At 66.0% G+C, this 13357-nt stretch carries 10 protein-coding genes; 6 read left to right on the top strand and 4 right to left on the bottom strand.

The genetic code is table 11. The features are described 5' to 3' along the window. Positions 1-42 precede the first annotated feature (42 nt). Positions 43-939, top strand: coding sequence for a transcriptional regulator GcvA (gene gcvA / locus EV665_RS09090; RefSeq protein WP_064328611.1), 897 nt, complete (start codon positions 43-45; stop codon positions 937-939). A 45-nt stretch (positions 940-984) separates the two neighbouring features. On the opposite strand, the gene dnaA is transcribed toward gcvA, so the two are convergent. The 4 genes from dnaA to mutM all read right to left on the bottom strand — a co-directional run bounded on the left by dnaA (position 985) and on the right by mutM (position 5539). Beyond that, on the bottom strand, positions 985-2436 hold the full coding sequence (gene dnaA / locus EV665_RS09085; RefSeq protein WP_064328610.1) for a chromosomal replication initiator protein DnaA: 1452 nt from the start codon (positions 2434-2436) through the stop codon (positions 985-987). A 973-nt stretch (positions 2437-3409) separates the two neighbouring features. Beyond that, positions 3410-3676, bottom strand: coding sequence for a 30S ribosomal protein S20 (gene rpsT, locus EV665_RS09080; RefSeq protein WP_023514010.1), 267 nt, complete (start codon positions 3674-3676; stop codon positions 3410-3412). A gap of 191 nt (positions 3677-3867) precedes the next feature. Further along, complete coding sequence (locus EV665_RS09075; RefSeq protein WP_133033872.1) at positions 3868-4641, bottom strand: enoyl-CoA hydratase; 774 nt, start codon at positions 4639-4641, stop codon at positions 3868-3870. A gap of 16 nt (positions 4642-4657) precedes the next feature. Next, entirely contained in the window at positions 4658-5539 is an 882-nt protein-coding gene (gene mutM / locus EV665_RS09070) for a bifunctional DNA-formamidopyrimidine glycosylase/DNA-(apurinic or apyrimidinic site) lyase (protein WP_133033871.1), read from the bottom strand. A 265-nt stretch (positions 5540-5804) separates the two neighbouring features. Between mutM and ubiE the strand changes: the two genes are divergently transcribed. From ubiE to EV665_RS09045, 5 genes are all read left to right on the top strand, one after another. Then, complete coding sequence (gene ubiE, locus EV665_RS09065; RefSeq protein WP_064332751.1) at positions 5805-6581, top strand: bifunctional demethylmenaquinone methyltransferase/2-methoxy-6-polyprenyl-1,4-benzoquinol methylase UbiE; 777 nt, start codon at positions 5805-5807, stop codon at positions 6579-6581. A gap of 37 nt (positions 6582-6618) precedes the next feature. After that, entirely contained in the window at positions 6619-8193 is a 1575-nt protein-coding gene (gene ubiB, locus EV665_RS09060; protein ID WP_133033870.1) for a 2-polyprenylphenol 6-hydroxylase, read from the top strand. A 78-nt stretch (positions 8194-8271) separates the two neighbouring features. Beyond that, complete coding sequence (locus tag EV665_RS09055) at positions 8272-11898, top strand: FecR domain-containing protein (RefSeq protein ID WP_133033869.1); 3627 nt, start codon at positions 8272-8274, stop codon at positions 11896-11898. Positions 11899-11941: 43 nt separating this feature from the next. Continuing rightward, the gene (locus EV665_RS09050; protein ID WP_133033868.1) at positions 11942-12745 is read left to right on the top strand and encodes an ion channel; all 804 of its coding nucleotides are present in this window, start codon (positions 11942-11944) and stop codon (positions 12743-12745) included. 135 nt (positions 12746-12880) lie between these two features. Further along, a complete protein-coding gene (locus EV665_RS09045) occupies positions 12881-13108 on the top strand; it encodes a hypothetical protein (RefSeq protein WP_133033867.1) in 228 nt (75 codons plus the stop codon). The last annotated feature ends 249 nt before the right edge of the window (positions 13109-13357 follow it).

Raw genomic sequence — 13357 nt, 5'->3', positions numbered from 1 at the left:
CAAACGATCATATTTCGGCTTTTCAGCGAGGAAAACTAAATCATGAACGGCCGCCTCCCCTCCCTTTCCGGCCTGCGCGCCTTCGAAGCGGCGGCGCGGCACCTGAGCGTCACGCTCGCCGCCGGCGAGCTCAATGTCACGCCGGGCGCCGTCAGCCTGCAGATCCGCGAGCTGGAGCAATCGCTCGGCGTGCAGCTCTTCGAGCGACGGCCGCGGCAGATCAGGCTGACGGAGAATGGCGAGGGCTACTTCAAGGCGATGCGCTCGGCCTTCCGCATGATGCGCGAGGCGACCGACGAGCTGCTGGCCCGGGCAAAATCCCCCACGACGCTGGCGATCAGTTGCACGCCGACCTTCGCCGCGCAGTGGCTCGTGCCGCGCCTGCCGAAATTCGAGGAGCGCCTGCCCGGCGCCGATATCCGCATCAGTGCCTCCAACCGCCTCGTCGACTTTGCCCGCGATGGCGTCGACATCGCGATCCGCCACGGCTTCGGCCGCTACGAAGGCCTTGTCAGCGAAAGGCTGCTCGACGACGACCTGATGCCCGTCATCGCGCCTGCCCTCAAGGAGAAGATCCCGCTCGATGCACCGGCGGACCTCGCCGGCCATGTGCTGATCCACGACGTGCACCGACAGGACTGGCGGCTCTGGCTGGAGGCGATGGGCGTTGCCGGCATCGACGTGCAGCGCGGCCCCGTCTTCACCGACAGCAACGGCGCGATCGAGGCGGCCAAGGCGGGCGACGGCGTGGCGCTGGCGCGGCTTTCGCTGGTGGCGCGCGAGGTCCAGGAGCGGCGGCTTATCGCCCCCTTCCCGCGCGGGGTGGCGACGGGGCTTGCCTATTACATCGTCTATCCGCCGGGCGCGCTGGACCGGCCGGCGGTCGCGGCTTTGCGGCAATGGCTGACGGAAGAGGCGCGCGCGGTGCGCGGACACTGAAAAGGGGCCTTCCGGCCCCTTTTCGTCACGGCATGAACGCCATGATCATTCGTTGATCAACCGCTTCAGCAGTTCGATCTCGTGGCTGAGCTTGGTGTCGCCCGCGATCAGCTCCTCGATCTTGCGCACGGCATGCAGCACGGTCGTGTGGTCGCGTCCGCCGAAGCGGCGGCCGATCTCCGGGAAGGAGCGCGGCGTCAGCGTCTTCGACAGATACATGGCGATCTGGCGCGGCTTGACGATGACGCGTGTGCGGCGGTTCGAGACCAGTTCCTGGCGCGAGACGTTGTAGTGCTTCGCCACCACGCGCTGGATGTCCTCGATGCGCACGCGGCGCGGCTCGCCGGCGGCGACGAGGTGGCCGAGCAGCTCGTCGACGCGCTCGATCGTGAGGTTCGGCTCGAAGGAACGGCGGAAGAGCAGCTGGTTGAAGGCGCCTTCCAGTTCGCGGCCGCTCGCCGTGATGTTGCGCGCGACATGGCTCAGGATCTCGACGGGGATGTCGAGCGAACCGTCCTCCTGCTGCGCGGCCGCGAGGCGGCGCTTGAGGATTTCGAGGCGCATTTCGTAGTCCGGCGCTTCCATCTCGATGGCGACGCCGCCCTGCAGGCGCGAGCGCACCCGCGGATCGAGCGATTCCAGCTCCCACGGCGCACGGTCGGCGGCGACCACGACCTGCCTTGCGGAATCGAGCAGCATGTTGAGCAGGTGGCAGAACTCGTTCTGGATCGAATTGCCCTGCAGGAACTGCATGTCGTCGATGATCAGGAGATCGATGTTGCGCAGCGTCTCCTTGAGGGAGAGCGCGTCATTGTCGCGGATCGCGGTCGCGAAGCGCCACATGAAATATTCGGCCGTCAGGTAGACGACGCGCGGGTTGCGGGCGCTCGCCAGCGCACCGAGCGCGATCGCCTGCAGGAGATGCGTCTTGCCGAGGCCGACGCTGGAATGGACGAAGAGCGGGTTGAAGCGCACGGCGCCGGCCCCGGCTTCCGCGATCGTGCGGGCAGCGGCAAGGGCGACGCGGTTCGAGGTGCCCTCGACGAAGGCATCGAACGTATAACGCTGGTCGAGCGGCGAGCCGAAGAGCGGGCCGGAATGCTGGGCACGCGGCTGGGCCGTGGCGGCAACCGATGCGGCAACGCTGGCGACGGGCTGCGGGCCATTCGCCGGACGGCGCGGCTGGGCCTGCGGCGCAGCGGGCTCGACGACGACGGCCTCCTCGGCGGCACCGGTGCGGGCGCCGCGGGTTGCGGTGCGCACCAGGATCTCCACCTTGAGGATCTCGGCATCCTCCTGCTGGAACAGGCTGGTGATGAGATCGAGATAACGATTGTTGATCCAGGACTTCAGGAAGGTCGTCGGCACCGACAGGCGCACGACGCTCTTGGACACGGAGTGGACCTTCAGCCGCCCGAACCAGCTCGCGAAGACGTCCGGACCAACCTGCGCTTTAAGGCGCGCACTGACCCGCTCGAAAATCGCGTCCTGCTTCATTTCGGATGGAACCCCCGCCGCCTGCACCCCTTCTTGCGGGAGCGCCTTGAGTGCATTTTCCCCGTTTGCGAATGCACCAGCCGTTCTGGCCGTATTCACCTGCATCTTGCCGCCTTTCATGCTTCCTTCGCCACGTCGGCATTCCTGCCGACGCCTTTCATGTTTGCCATCCCCCGGCCGTGCCGAGCCATCGCCCGGTCCGGGATCTGGTGCCCCGATCATGCCGACCCCCTACATTCGGCATGAACCTGTTTCCCAAACACAATTCAGGTCCATCGAATCCGTTGTCATACCGGATCGTCAAGTCCCGTCTGTGGCCGCGCCGCTCACTCCCTCGTCGAGCGTACGGCGGGCATGCCCTCGTCATCGGCCGTCCTCACGGCCCTTGCAACCGACGCAACCAATAGTCACAAAAACCCTCGCCAGTGTGCGGTGAAGCACCTGGGGCAAGCGTTGCCGGTTGGATGATTTTACGAAGCGGAGCCGCTCCGTCACAGGAGACAAACAATCACCGCTGCCTTTTGAGACAGTCTTGTCGGCGATCGTTTTAAGGCTGTGTCCGCGCCCCCTGTGGAAAGCATTTAGGCAGGATCAGGCCCCAAGATCAATCACGAATTTTACGCAAAATTAAGGGGCGGCCGTTGACTCGCGAGCCCGTTCCTGACTCGGAATCAGGGGCCCAAAGGAGAATCTGTTAGGAATCAATGGCTTTGTTTTCGGGTCCTTTTCGGAAGGCTTGAAAAACGAAAAAAATAAAAATTCGCTTGACTCAGATTGCTGTCAAACTCCCGCAACGAAAGGTGGGAGAACGTCACCCAACCTCCCGCAAGTAACTGAATTTAAAGGATTTTCTTCGTCACTCTTTTGACACGATCAAGCCTTGCACATTAACCATAGCAGGTTCGAAAAACCAAAGAAAAAGCCCGGCGCAAGCGCCGGGCTTTTTCTAATATTGCATAGCTCGATGGGGCTATCAGGCCGACATCGTCTTCACGCGGTTCGCCAGACGCGAGACCTTGCGGGATGCTGTATTGGAATGGAGCACGCCCTTCGTGGCAGCGCGCATCAGTTCCGGCTGGGCAGCCTTCAGAGCGGCAGCGGCCGAAGCCTGGTCGCCGGAGGCGATGGCCTCTTCGACCTTGCGGATGAAGTTGCGGACGCGCGAGCGGCGCGACTTGTTGACTGCGGTGCGCGCGGCGATCTTGCGGGTCGCCTTCTTTGCCGAGGTTGTATTGGCCATTTATGCCTCTCTTCAGAAATCTGACACAAACTCCACCCTCGCCGTGCCGGGTCACTGCGACCTGTCATCAAAGCAATTCGGGAGCAATATCGGAAAACCTTGGAATTCGGCTTTCCAAACTGTGGGCGGCGTATAGCCGGAAACCACGACGACGTCAACGCGGATTCTGCAAGAAACGCCGCCCGGCGGTGTCAACGATGCCGGAAGGCGGGCTTGCGCTTCTCGATGAAGGCCGCCATGCCCTCCTTCTGGTCCTCGGTGGCGAAGAGCGCATGGAACAGCCGGCGCTCGGCACGCATGCCCTCGGCAAGGACGGTCTCGTAAGCGCGCCCCACCGCCTCCTTCGCCAGCATGGTGGCGGGCAGGGAATAGCCGGCGATCTTTTCCGCCGCGGCCAGCGCCTCCTCCAGCAGCCTTTCGGGCGCGACCACGCGGGCGACGAGGCCGGCGCGCTCGGCTTCCGCCGCGTCCATCAGCCGGCCGGTGAGGATGAGGTCCATCGCCTTCGCCTTGCCGAGGGCGCGCGTCAGGCGCTGCGTGCCGCCCATGCCGGGAATGACGCCGAGCGTGATTTCCGGCTGGCCGAACTTCGCCGTCTCGGAGGCGATGATGAAATCGCACATCATGGCGACCTCGCAGCCGCCGCCGAGCGCAAAGCCGCTGACGGCGGCGATCATCGGCTTGCGGCAGGCCGCCACGTCGTCCCAGCCGGCGGCAAGGTCCTCCACCATGGCGTCGGCGAAGCCATAGGGCTGCATCTCCTTGATGTCGGCGCCGGCGGCAAAGGCCTTTTCCGAGCCGGTGAGGACGATGGCGCCGATGCCGGCATCCGCCTCGAAGGCGGCGAGCACGCCCTTCAGCTCGTCGAGCAGCTTGCGGTTCAGCGCGTTCAGCGCCTGCGGCCGGTTGAGCGTGACGAGGCCGACGCGTCCGCGCGTCTCCACCAGCAGGGTTTCATAGGCCATGGTTCTCTCCTCTGTCTTATTTCTGGCAGGCGGCGCAATGGAAGGTGGAACGGCCGCTCTGCACGATGCGGCCGATCGTGCCCGTGCAGCCGGGCGTGCGGCAAGGCTCCTTCTCGCGGTCGTAGACGGAGAAGGAATGCTGGAAGTAGCCGAGCGAGCCGTCGGCGCGGATATGGTCGCGCAGGGTCGAGCCACCCGCCTCGATCGCATCGGCGATCACCTGGCGGATCGCCTCGGTGAGGAGGACGAGCTCCTTCTTCGGCCTGCCCGCGGCCGTGACCAGCGTGCCGGCCAGCCGTTCCGGCGAAAGATGCGCGCGCCACAGCGCCTCGCAGACATAGATGTTGCCGAGGCCGGCAATGTTCTTCTGGTCGAGCAGGGCGGCCTTCAGCGGCGTCTGGCGGCCGCGGAACTTGGCGGCGATGTAGTCGGCATCCAGCGTGTTGCCGGTCGGTTCGGCACCGAGATCGCGGAAGAAGGCATGGGCGGCGAGGTCCTCCCGCCGGGCAAGATCCATGAAGCCGAAGCGGCGGGGATCGTTGTAGATGACGCGGCGCTCGCCCTTCGGCGTCTCCAGGTGGAAGACGACATGGTCGTGGCGCGCGTCCTTGCTGCGGGGAATGTGGAAATCGCCGGGCGGCTCGGCGCCCTCCACCCGGAAGGAACCGGACATGCCGAGATGGGCGATCACCACGTCGCCGCCCTCGATATCGATCAGCAGATATTTGGCGCGGCGGCCGAGCGAGACGACGCGGCGGCCGGACAAAGCCTCGGAAAAGGCGGGCGGGAAGGGAAAGCGCAGGTCCGGACGGCGCAGCTCCGCCCGGCGGATCGTCGCCCCCTCCATGACGGGGGCAAGGCCCCGGCGCACCGTTTCCACTTCCGGCAATTCCGGCATCATCGTCTCCTTCGATTTGCGGCCCGCCGGCATTCGGCCCGGAACGGCCTGCAAAAAACGCCCTTTTCGGCTCGCTCCGGGCTGAATGTCAACGGACCTTAACCGTGAGCGCATTTGCCGCGGCGCGGCATTTCCCTCTCGGCAATCTATGTCCTATATACCCGGCGAAGCGACGGGCGCTGTGCGTGAGATAGCGCGGGCCTTGCCAATTCGCTATGGTCTTTGCGGCAATCCGGCTGCGACAGACCGGCCCATGGAGACGACGATGACGGAACAGCGCACATCCGCGGACGGCGGCATGGAAACCTCCTACGGGTTTCGCGAGGTGCGGCAGGGCGAGAAGCAGGCGCTCGTCAACGACGTGTTCCACAAGGTGGCCAAGCGCTACGACATCATGAACGACGTCATGTCCGCCGGCCTGCACCGGGCCTGGAAGGACGCGATGATCGCAAGCCTCAACCCGCGCAAGGACCCGTCCTACAGGGTGCTCGACGTTGCCGGCGGCACGGGTGACATCGCCTTCCGCATCGTGGAGGCTTCCGACAAGCTGGCCCATGCCACCGTGCTCGACATCAACGGCTCGATGCTCGCCGTCGGCGCCGACCGGGCGGCGAAGAAGGGCCTTTCCGCCAATCTCGATTTCGTCGAGGCCAATGCGGAGGAGCTTCCTTTCGAGACGGGCAGCTTCGATGCCTATACGATCGCCTTCGGCATCCGCAACGTGCCGCGCATCGATGTCGCGCTGTCGGAAGCCTATCGCGTCCTGAAGCGCGGCGGGCGGCTGCTCGTGCTCGAATTCTCCGAGGTGGAGATGCCGCTGCTCGACCAGTTCTACGAAGCCTGGTCGTTCAAGGCGATCCCGCAGTTCGGCAAGATGATCACCGGGGATGCCGAGCCGTACCAGTATCTCGTCGAATCGATCCGCAAATTCCCGAACCAGCAGGATTTCGCGGCGATGATCCGCGCCGCCGGCTTCTCCCGCGTCACCTTCACCAATTACACCGGCGGCATCGCGGCGCTGCATTCGGGCTGGAAGCTGTGAGCATGGTCCGATCCTCCTCCCAGCAGCGCCTTCCCGCATGAGTGTTATCGGCGCCTATCTTCGGCTCGCCCGCGTGGGCTGGGTCCTCATGCGCGAGGGCGTCGTCTCGGCCCTGCCGACGGAGGGCATGCCGCCGCTCGCGCGCACCGCGCATACGCTTGCCGGCCTCTTCGAGCGCCGCCGGGCCTCGAAGGAGGACCGCAGCGACCGCCTTGCCCGCGCCATCGAGCGCCTCGGCCCGTCCTATGTGAAGATGGGCCAGTTCCTGGCGACCCGGCCCGACGTCGTCGGCGCCGAGATCGCCGTCGACCTCTCCGCCCTCCAGGACCGCATGGCGACCTTTCCGCGCGAAGCGGCCGTCGCCACGGTGGAAGGCTCGCTCGGCCGGCCGCTCGACGACCTCTATGTCAATTTCGGCGACCCGATCGCCGCCGCCTCCATCGCGCAGGTCCATCCCGCGACGGTGCGCGACGCGACCGGCGAGCGCAAGGTCGCCGTCAAGGTCATCCGCCCCGGCGTGCGCCAGCGTTTCGCCCATGACCTGGAAGCCATGTATGCCGCCGCGCGCCTTCAGGAGCGCATGCTGCCCAACACGCGCCGGCTGAAGCCGGTCGAGGTGACGCGCACGCTGGAGCAGACGACCAAGGTCGAGATGGACCTTCGCCTGGAGGCCGCCGCCCTTTCCGAACTCGGCGAGAACACCGCAAGCGATCCCGGCTTCCGCGTGCCGAAGGTCGACTGGGAGCGCACGGGGCGCGACGTCGTCACCATGGAATGGATCGACGGCATCAAGATGTCCGACGTCGAGGGGCTGCGCGCCGCCGGCCACGACCTCGACAGGCTGGCCGATACGCTGATCCAGTCCTTCCTGCGCCATACGCTGCGCGACGGCTTCTTCCATGCCGACATGCACCAGGGCAATCTCTTCGTCGACCCCGAGGGCGTCATCGTCGCGGTCGACATGGGCATTGTCGGCCGGCTCGGCAAGAAGGAGCGCCGTTTCCTCGCCGAGATCCTCTACGGCTTCATCACGCGCGACTACCAGCGCGTCGCCGACGTGCATTTCGAGGCGGGCTATGTCCCCTCGCACCACGATACCGCCAGCTTCGCCCAGGCGATCCGCGCCATCGGCGAGCCGATCCACGGCCAGCCGGCCGAGACCATCTCCATGGCAAAGCTCCTGACCCTGCTCTTCGAGGTGACGGAGCTCTTCGACATGGAGACCCGCACCGAACTCGTCATGCTGCAGAAGACCATGGTGGTGGTGGAGGGTGTCTCGCGCACGCTGAACCCCCGCTTCAACATGTGGAAGGCGTCCGAAGGCGTCGTCGGCGACTGGATCCGGGACAATCTCGGGCCGAAGCGGCTTTTGACGGACCTGCGCGACGGCGCGCATGCCGCCCTGCGGCTGGCCGAGGCGGCGCCGGAAATCGCCGCCAAGGCCGAAAAGCTGTCGCAGGACATCACCAGCATGGCCGAAAAGGGCCTGCGTTTCGATGCGGAGACCGCCGAGGCGATCGGCCGGTCCGAGGCCCGCCACAGCCGCTCCGGCCGGCTGGCGCTGTGGATCATTGCTGCAACACTCGTCTACATCGCCTGGAAACTTGCCTGACGGGTTGCTTTCCCCGCGTTGACAACACCGAAAAATTGCATCCATATCGTCGCCTTCGAGGGTGGACGAACAAGAAACATGCGTGTGTTGAAGCTGGGCGTTTCGGCCCTCGCGATCGTTGCGGGCTCTTATCCGGCGTGTGCGGAGGTCCTGCCGCGCGGTTCGGCCGTGGATGGCGCCGTCGTGGATCGCAAATCCGGCGAGGAGGTGCGCTTCGTCGAGGTGGACAATTGGCGCGGCGTCGAGGTCAACCAGGACCTCATCGCCGGCGACACGCTTCGCACCAATGCCATCGGCAGCCTTGCCATCCGTTTTGCCGACAACACGCTGGTGCGCATGGCGCGCGAGACGGTCCTGCGCGTGCGCAAGATCGACGGCGCCTCCGACAGCCTGCTCAATCTCGAAGGCGGCACGATCTGGGGCCGCGCGGACCGCGGCGGCAGCGGGCTCACCGTCGATACGCCCGCGGCGGCAGCCGCCATTCGCGGCACGGACTGGACGCTGCGCGCCGAGGGCGACCGCACGACGCTGACCGTGCTGGAAGGCACGGTGGAGCTTTCCAACGCGCAAGGCACGGTGACGGTCGGCCAGGGCGAAGGCGCCGTGGCGCGGATCGGCGAGGCGCCGCGCAAATACATCCTCGTCAATCTCAAGGAGCGCGAACAGGTCCTGCTCTACAGCGAGGTGCGCGGCACCTTCGCGAGCCTGCCCGTCAGCGGCACGGAAAGCACGAAGGCCCGCGCCGAGCGGCGGCGCATCCTCGACACGCCGGAGGCCGGCCGCAGCCGCGAGGACTGGCTGACGCTCGCAGAGACGGCGCTCGCCTATGACGGCAGGGCGGCCGCCGAGGCCGCCCTTTCCCGCCTGCCGCGCCCGCTTCCCGCCGCGCTGGAGGCCCGCGCCAGCCTGGTCGAGGCGATGATCGCCGGCCAGGCCACACGGTATGACGAGGCGATCCGGCTGTTCCGCAAGGCGATGCCGCATCTTTCCGGCGAGCGGCGCACCATGGCGCGCTACGGCGAGTGGATCGCGCTCTCGCTGGAAAACCCCGACACCGAGGCCAAAGCACCGTCGCTGAACCAGACGCCCGAGACCGCCGGGGAGGCGATCGCCCAGGCGACCGCCATCGCCAACCTCCAGGGACAGGTCGAGGCGATCGAATTCCTCCGCAGGGCCGAGCCGCGCTTCCCGAACGAAGCGGCCCTGCCCGCCATGCGCGCCAGCCTCGCCTACGAACTCGACGACCGCGACGAGGTGCGCGCGGCGCTCGACCGTGCGAAGGCGATCGATCCCGACGATCCTGCCCATCTGCTCGTCAGCGCGCGGTTCCGCTCCACCGTGTCGAGCGACATCGACGGCGCGCTTGCCGAGCTCGACCGGGCGGTGAAGGCCGCGCCCGGCGACGATGCCGTGTGGAACGAGATCGGCATCCTGAAGAGCGACCGCAACGCCATCGTGGAGGCCAACGTCGCCCATCGGCGTGCCATCGCCCTCAACCCGGAAAACGCCGCGCTGCACGCCAACCACGCCCGCTTCCTGATGGACAACGACCAGATGGCCGCGGCGAAAGAAGCGATCGACGCCGCCGAGGCGCTCGATCCCACCTCCTATGCCGTGCTTGCCGCCAAGGGCCGCTATCTCCTGCGCATGGGCAGGACCGCGGAGGGCGAAAAGGTCCTGCAGAAGGCTGCCGCCGTCAACCCGACCGCCGGCGACGCGCTGATCGGCCTTGCCATCGCCAGCTACCAGAGCGGCGCCGATGCCGAGACCGCCCAGGCGCTCGACAATGCCGACCGTTTCGACCGCGACAATCCGAGCATCGCCCTCATCCGCGCCGGCATCGCGATCGACGAGTTCCGCGCCGACGACGCCATCATCAACGCCCGCGAGGCGCTGCGCCGCCGGCAGGCGCGCGGCGGCTATTATTCCGGCTACGACACCAACCGGCAGGTCTCCTCCTATCTCGGCGTGACGCTCGACAATATCGGCCTGACCGAATGGGGCCAATTCTATGCCGACCGGTCCTACGATCCCTTCGTCTCCACGACCTATGTCGACGAGGCGACGGCGGGCGGCGGCAGTCCCTTCGTCAACACGCCGCTCTCCGGCCTCGACCGTTCCTCCTCCGGCGGCTCCTCCATCGCATCGGAGCTTCAGGCGCGGCTGTTCGCGCCCCTGTCGGTCGCCTCGGAGGAAAAGCGCAACAGCCTGGAGACCCGCAACTTCTTCGAAGCCTCGCTCGGCGGGACCCTCTCGAACTACGGCGCCGCCACCGGCTGGGCGAGCGACATCCTGCTCCAGGGCACGAGCTACACGCCCGTGCCGGTCAGCTACTATCTCCAGGGCGATATCACCCGGCCGGAGAGCGCGCGCGAAAACGACGAGAACGATCTTCTGGGCGGGCTCTTCCGCATCGGCATCAAGCCGACCCTGACGGACAGCGTCTATCTCTTCGGCAACAGGATCCGGCAGGAGGTCGGCTATCCGGGCCAGACCTCCAATCCCGCGCCCTTCAACGACAGCGTGACGGATACCACCGAGCTCGGCGTCGCCTGGAGCCATGTCATCGGCGAGCGGAACGTGCTGCAGGCCTTCGCCGTCAACCGCCGCACGGACGACCTGACCCGATACCGCTCGATCGTCGACGACGATGAGAACGAAGATACTCCCCCGATCACCTATCGCATCGCTGACACGTCTCGGGAGGACGTCTTCACCTATGGCGTCGGTCATCTGCTGGGCATCGGCCCGCTGACGCTGCGCTACGGCATGGAGGCGGCGGAAAGCGACTTCCACATCTCGACGACCGCCACCAACCTGACGACAGGCGTGATCGAGGACCTCGGCGATGCCGACGGCGGCAGTTCGGCGACGCGGGCTTATATCGACGGCTATCTGGCGCTTTCCGACAGCCTGCAGGTGCAGGCGGGCGCCTTCCAGTCGCGTTTCGACGGCGACAGCCCGCGCTGGGGACCGGTCGACTACCGGGCCGGCATCGCCTTCGCGCCGAACGACAGCCACTGGCTGCGCGCCTACTATCGGCAGGATACGCAGTTCGCCAGCAACTACACGCTCTCGCCCGTCACGACGGTCGGCCTTGCCCCGATGGAATTGCCGCTCTTCCGCGGTGGGCAGACGCGGACGACGGCGGTGCGCTGGGACGCCGAGTGGAACGAGCGCTTCTTCACCGCGGTCGAATACCAGCACCTGCGCTTCAACGGCCTGACGCTGACGCCGGAAGACTTCATGGCGAGCTTCCTGACGGACACGGGCAAGATCGACCGCCTGCAGATCAGCGCCAACTACTGGGTCGGCGATGGCCTCGGCGCCTTCGGCTCCTTCACCTGGAACGCCAGCAAGGACACCACGACCGGCTGGGATTCCTCCTTCGACGTGCCGCTGGTGCCCGACTATGTGGCGCAGGTGGGCCTGACCTATGTGCACCCCGCGCGCTGGACGGCGACGCTCGCCCAGAGCTTCGTCGGTCCGCGGCTCGGCTCGCACTATTATGTCAACGGCGCACCAAGCGGCCAGACGCTCGACAGCTACTGGACCACCGACGCCGCGCTGACCTGGAAATCGGAGAGCGGGCACCTGGAGGCCGGCCTCAGCGTGCTGAACATCTTCGACAACGACATCGACATGGCCGATCGCCTGCCGGGCCCCGGCCGCACCTTCCTCGCGACGATGAAGGCGCGGTTCTGAGGGGGCGCTTGACCGGCATCCGGCGGGCGCTAGTCTTTCAGCGATGAGCGACGACCCGTTGAGCGCGACTGAGCCGCAGCCCTTTCTCGAACGGGTGCGCCGGCAGTTGCGCGGGCTCTATTTCGGCCGCGACCGGGAGGCGATCCGCTTCCAGGCGGCCATGCTCCTCGTCGATATCGCAATCCTCGGCTTCTTCGTCGCAGGCCCGTATCTGCGCAAGGGACCGGCCTATATCATCGTCGACTATGTCATCGCCGCCGTCATCGCCTTCGAGCTGGCCGCGCGGGCGCTGATCGCGCCGAACCTGCGCTACTGGGCGCTGCGGCCGATGACCTGCGTCGATATCGTCGTGCTCGGCACCCTGCTCTTTCCGGGCCAGCTCCACAATTTCGCCTTCCTGCGCGTCCTGCGCATCTGGGCGATCAGCCAGAGCAAGCTCGTCACGCTGACGCTGCACCGCATCGGGCACGGCGACAAGGAAGAGGTCATCCAGGCCTGCGTGAACTTCCTCGTCTTCCTCTTCCTCGTCACCGGCTTCGTCTACAGCAACTTCTTCTACGGCGCGGAGGGCTTCGAAGGCTTCGTCGATGCGCTCTACTTCTCCGTCGCCACCGTCACGACCACCGGCTTCGGCGACATCACCCTGCCCGGCACGCTGGGAAAGCTCACCTCCATCGTCACGATGATCATCGGCATCTCGCTCTTCGTGCGGCTCGCGCAGGCGATCGTGCGGCCTTACAAGGTGACCTTCCCCTGCCCGCAATGCGGCCTTTCGCGCCATGAGGCCGATGCGGTGCACTGCAAGGCCTGCGGCCATGTGCTGAACATTCCGGACGACGGCGCCTGAGGGCAGACCCACCCGGTCTTGGCCCGTCATATCTGTTTCCGCAGCCCGGGAAAGATGCTACTTTAGGAAAGTCGGATTTACCGGCGCATCGCATTGCAAGACCGTATTCTCCAGAGGGCCAGAGGGGAGCCGTCCATGCGCAATATCCTTGTTTCCATCGCCATTACCGCCTTGTCCTTCGGTGCATCCGCCGCACCGTCGCTCGCCGGCATGATGCCGGATGCCGCGACAATCCGGCCGGCAGGCACCGTCGAGCTTGCCACGCACTATTACGGCCACAAGCCGAAGTGCGTCTGGAAGAAGGTCAAGAAATACGACTACTACGGCAACCTCGTCATCAAGCGGGTGAAGGTCTGCCACTAGGCGCCTTGCCGGCCGGATGAGGCGGTTTGGGGAACCGCCGCCGGGCCAGGACCTGGAAATGCCGCCGCAACGGGATAGGACGGGGCGACCGTTCTGCCGGGGATGGGTCGTGCGCGTCATGAGCCAAGCGCTTTCCGCGCGCCTTCGAAGCGCGGAAACGCTCTATCTCTTTGTTTTTGCGCTATTCCAAACGCAAAACCGCCGCGCACTTTTGCTGGAATTGCTCCAGTGTCTTGTCTTCATGCAATT

Source organism: Shinella granuli, assembly GCF_004341885.1.
In the GTDB taxonomy this organism is placed as follows: Bacteria; Pseudomonadota; Alphaproteobacteria; order Rhizobiales; family Rhizobiaceae; genus Shinella; species Shinella granuli.
This window is presented reverse-complemented; position numbering and strand designations above follow the sequence as displayed.

Coding starts and splice junctions, on each gene's coding strand:
- gcvA (WP_064328611.1), top strand. CDS start 43: ATGAACGGCCGCCTCCCCTCCCTTTCCGGCCTGCGCGCCTTCGAAGCG.
- EV665_RS09055 (WP_133033869.1), top strand. CDS start 8,272: ATGCGTGTGTTGAAGCTGGGCGTTTCGGCCCTCGCGATCGTTGCGGGC.
- mutM (WP_133033871.1), bottom strand. CDS start 5,539: ATGCCGGAATTGCCGGAAGTGGAAACGGTGCGCCGGGGCCTTGCCCCC.
- ubiB (WP_133033870.1), top strand. CDS start 6,619: ATGAGTGTTATCGGCGCCTATCTTCGGCTCGCCCGCGTGGGCTGGGTC.
- EV665_RS09075 (WP_133033872.1), bottom strand. CDS start 4,641: ATGGCCTATGAAACCCTGCTGGTGGAGACGCGCGGACGCGTCGGCCTC.
- dnaA (WP_064328610.1), bottom strand. CDS start 2,436: ATGAAGCAGGACGCGATTTTCGAGCGGGTCAGTGCGCGCCTTAAAGCG.
- rpsT (WP_023514010.1), bottom strand. CDS start 3,676: ATGGCCAATACAACCTCGGCAAAGAAGGCGACCCGCAAGATCGCCGCG.
- ubiE (WP_064332751.1), top strand. CDS start 5,805: ATGACGGAACAGCGCACATCCGCGGACGGCGGCATGGAAACCTCCTAC.
- EV665_RS09050 (WP_133033868.1), top strand. CDS start 11,942: ATGAGCGACGACCCGTTGAGCGCGACTGAGCCGCAGCCCTTTCTCGAA.
- EV665_RS09045 (WP_133033867.1), top strand. CDS start 12,881: ATGCGCAATATCCTTGTTTCCATCGCCATTACCGCCTTGTCCTTCGGT.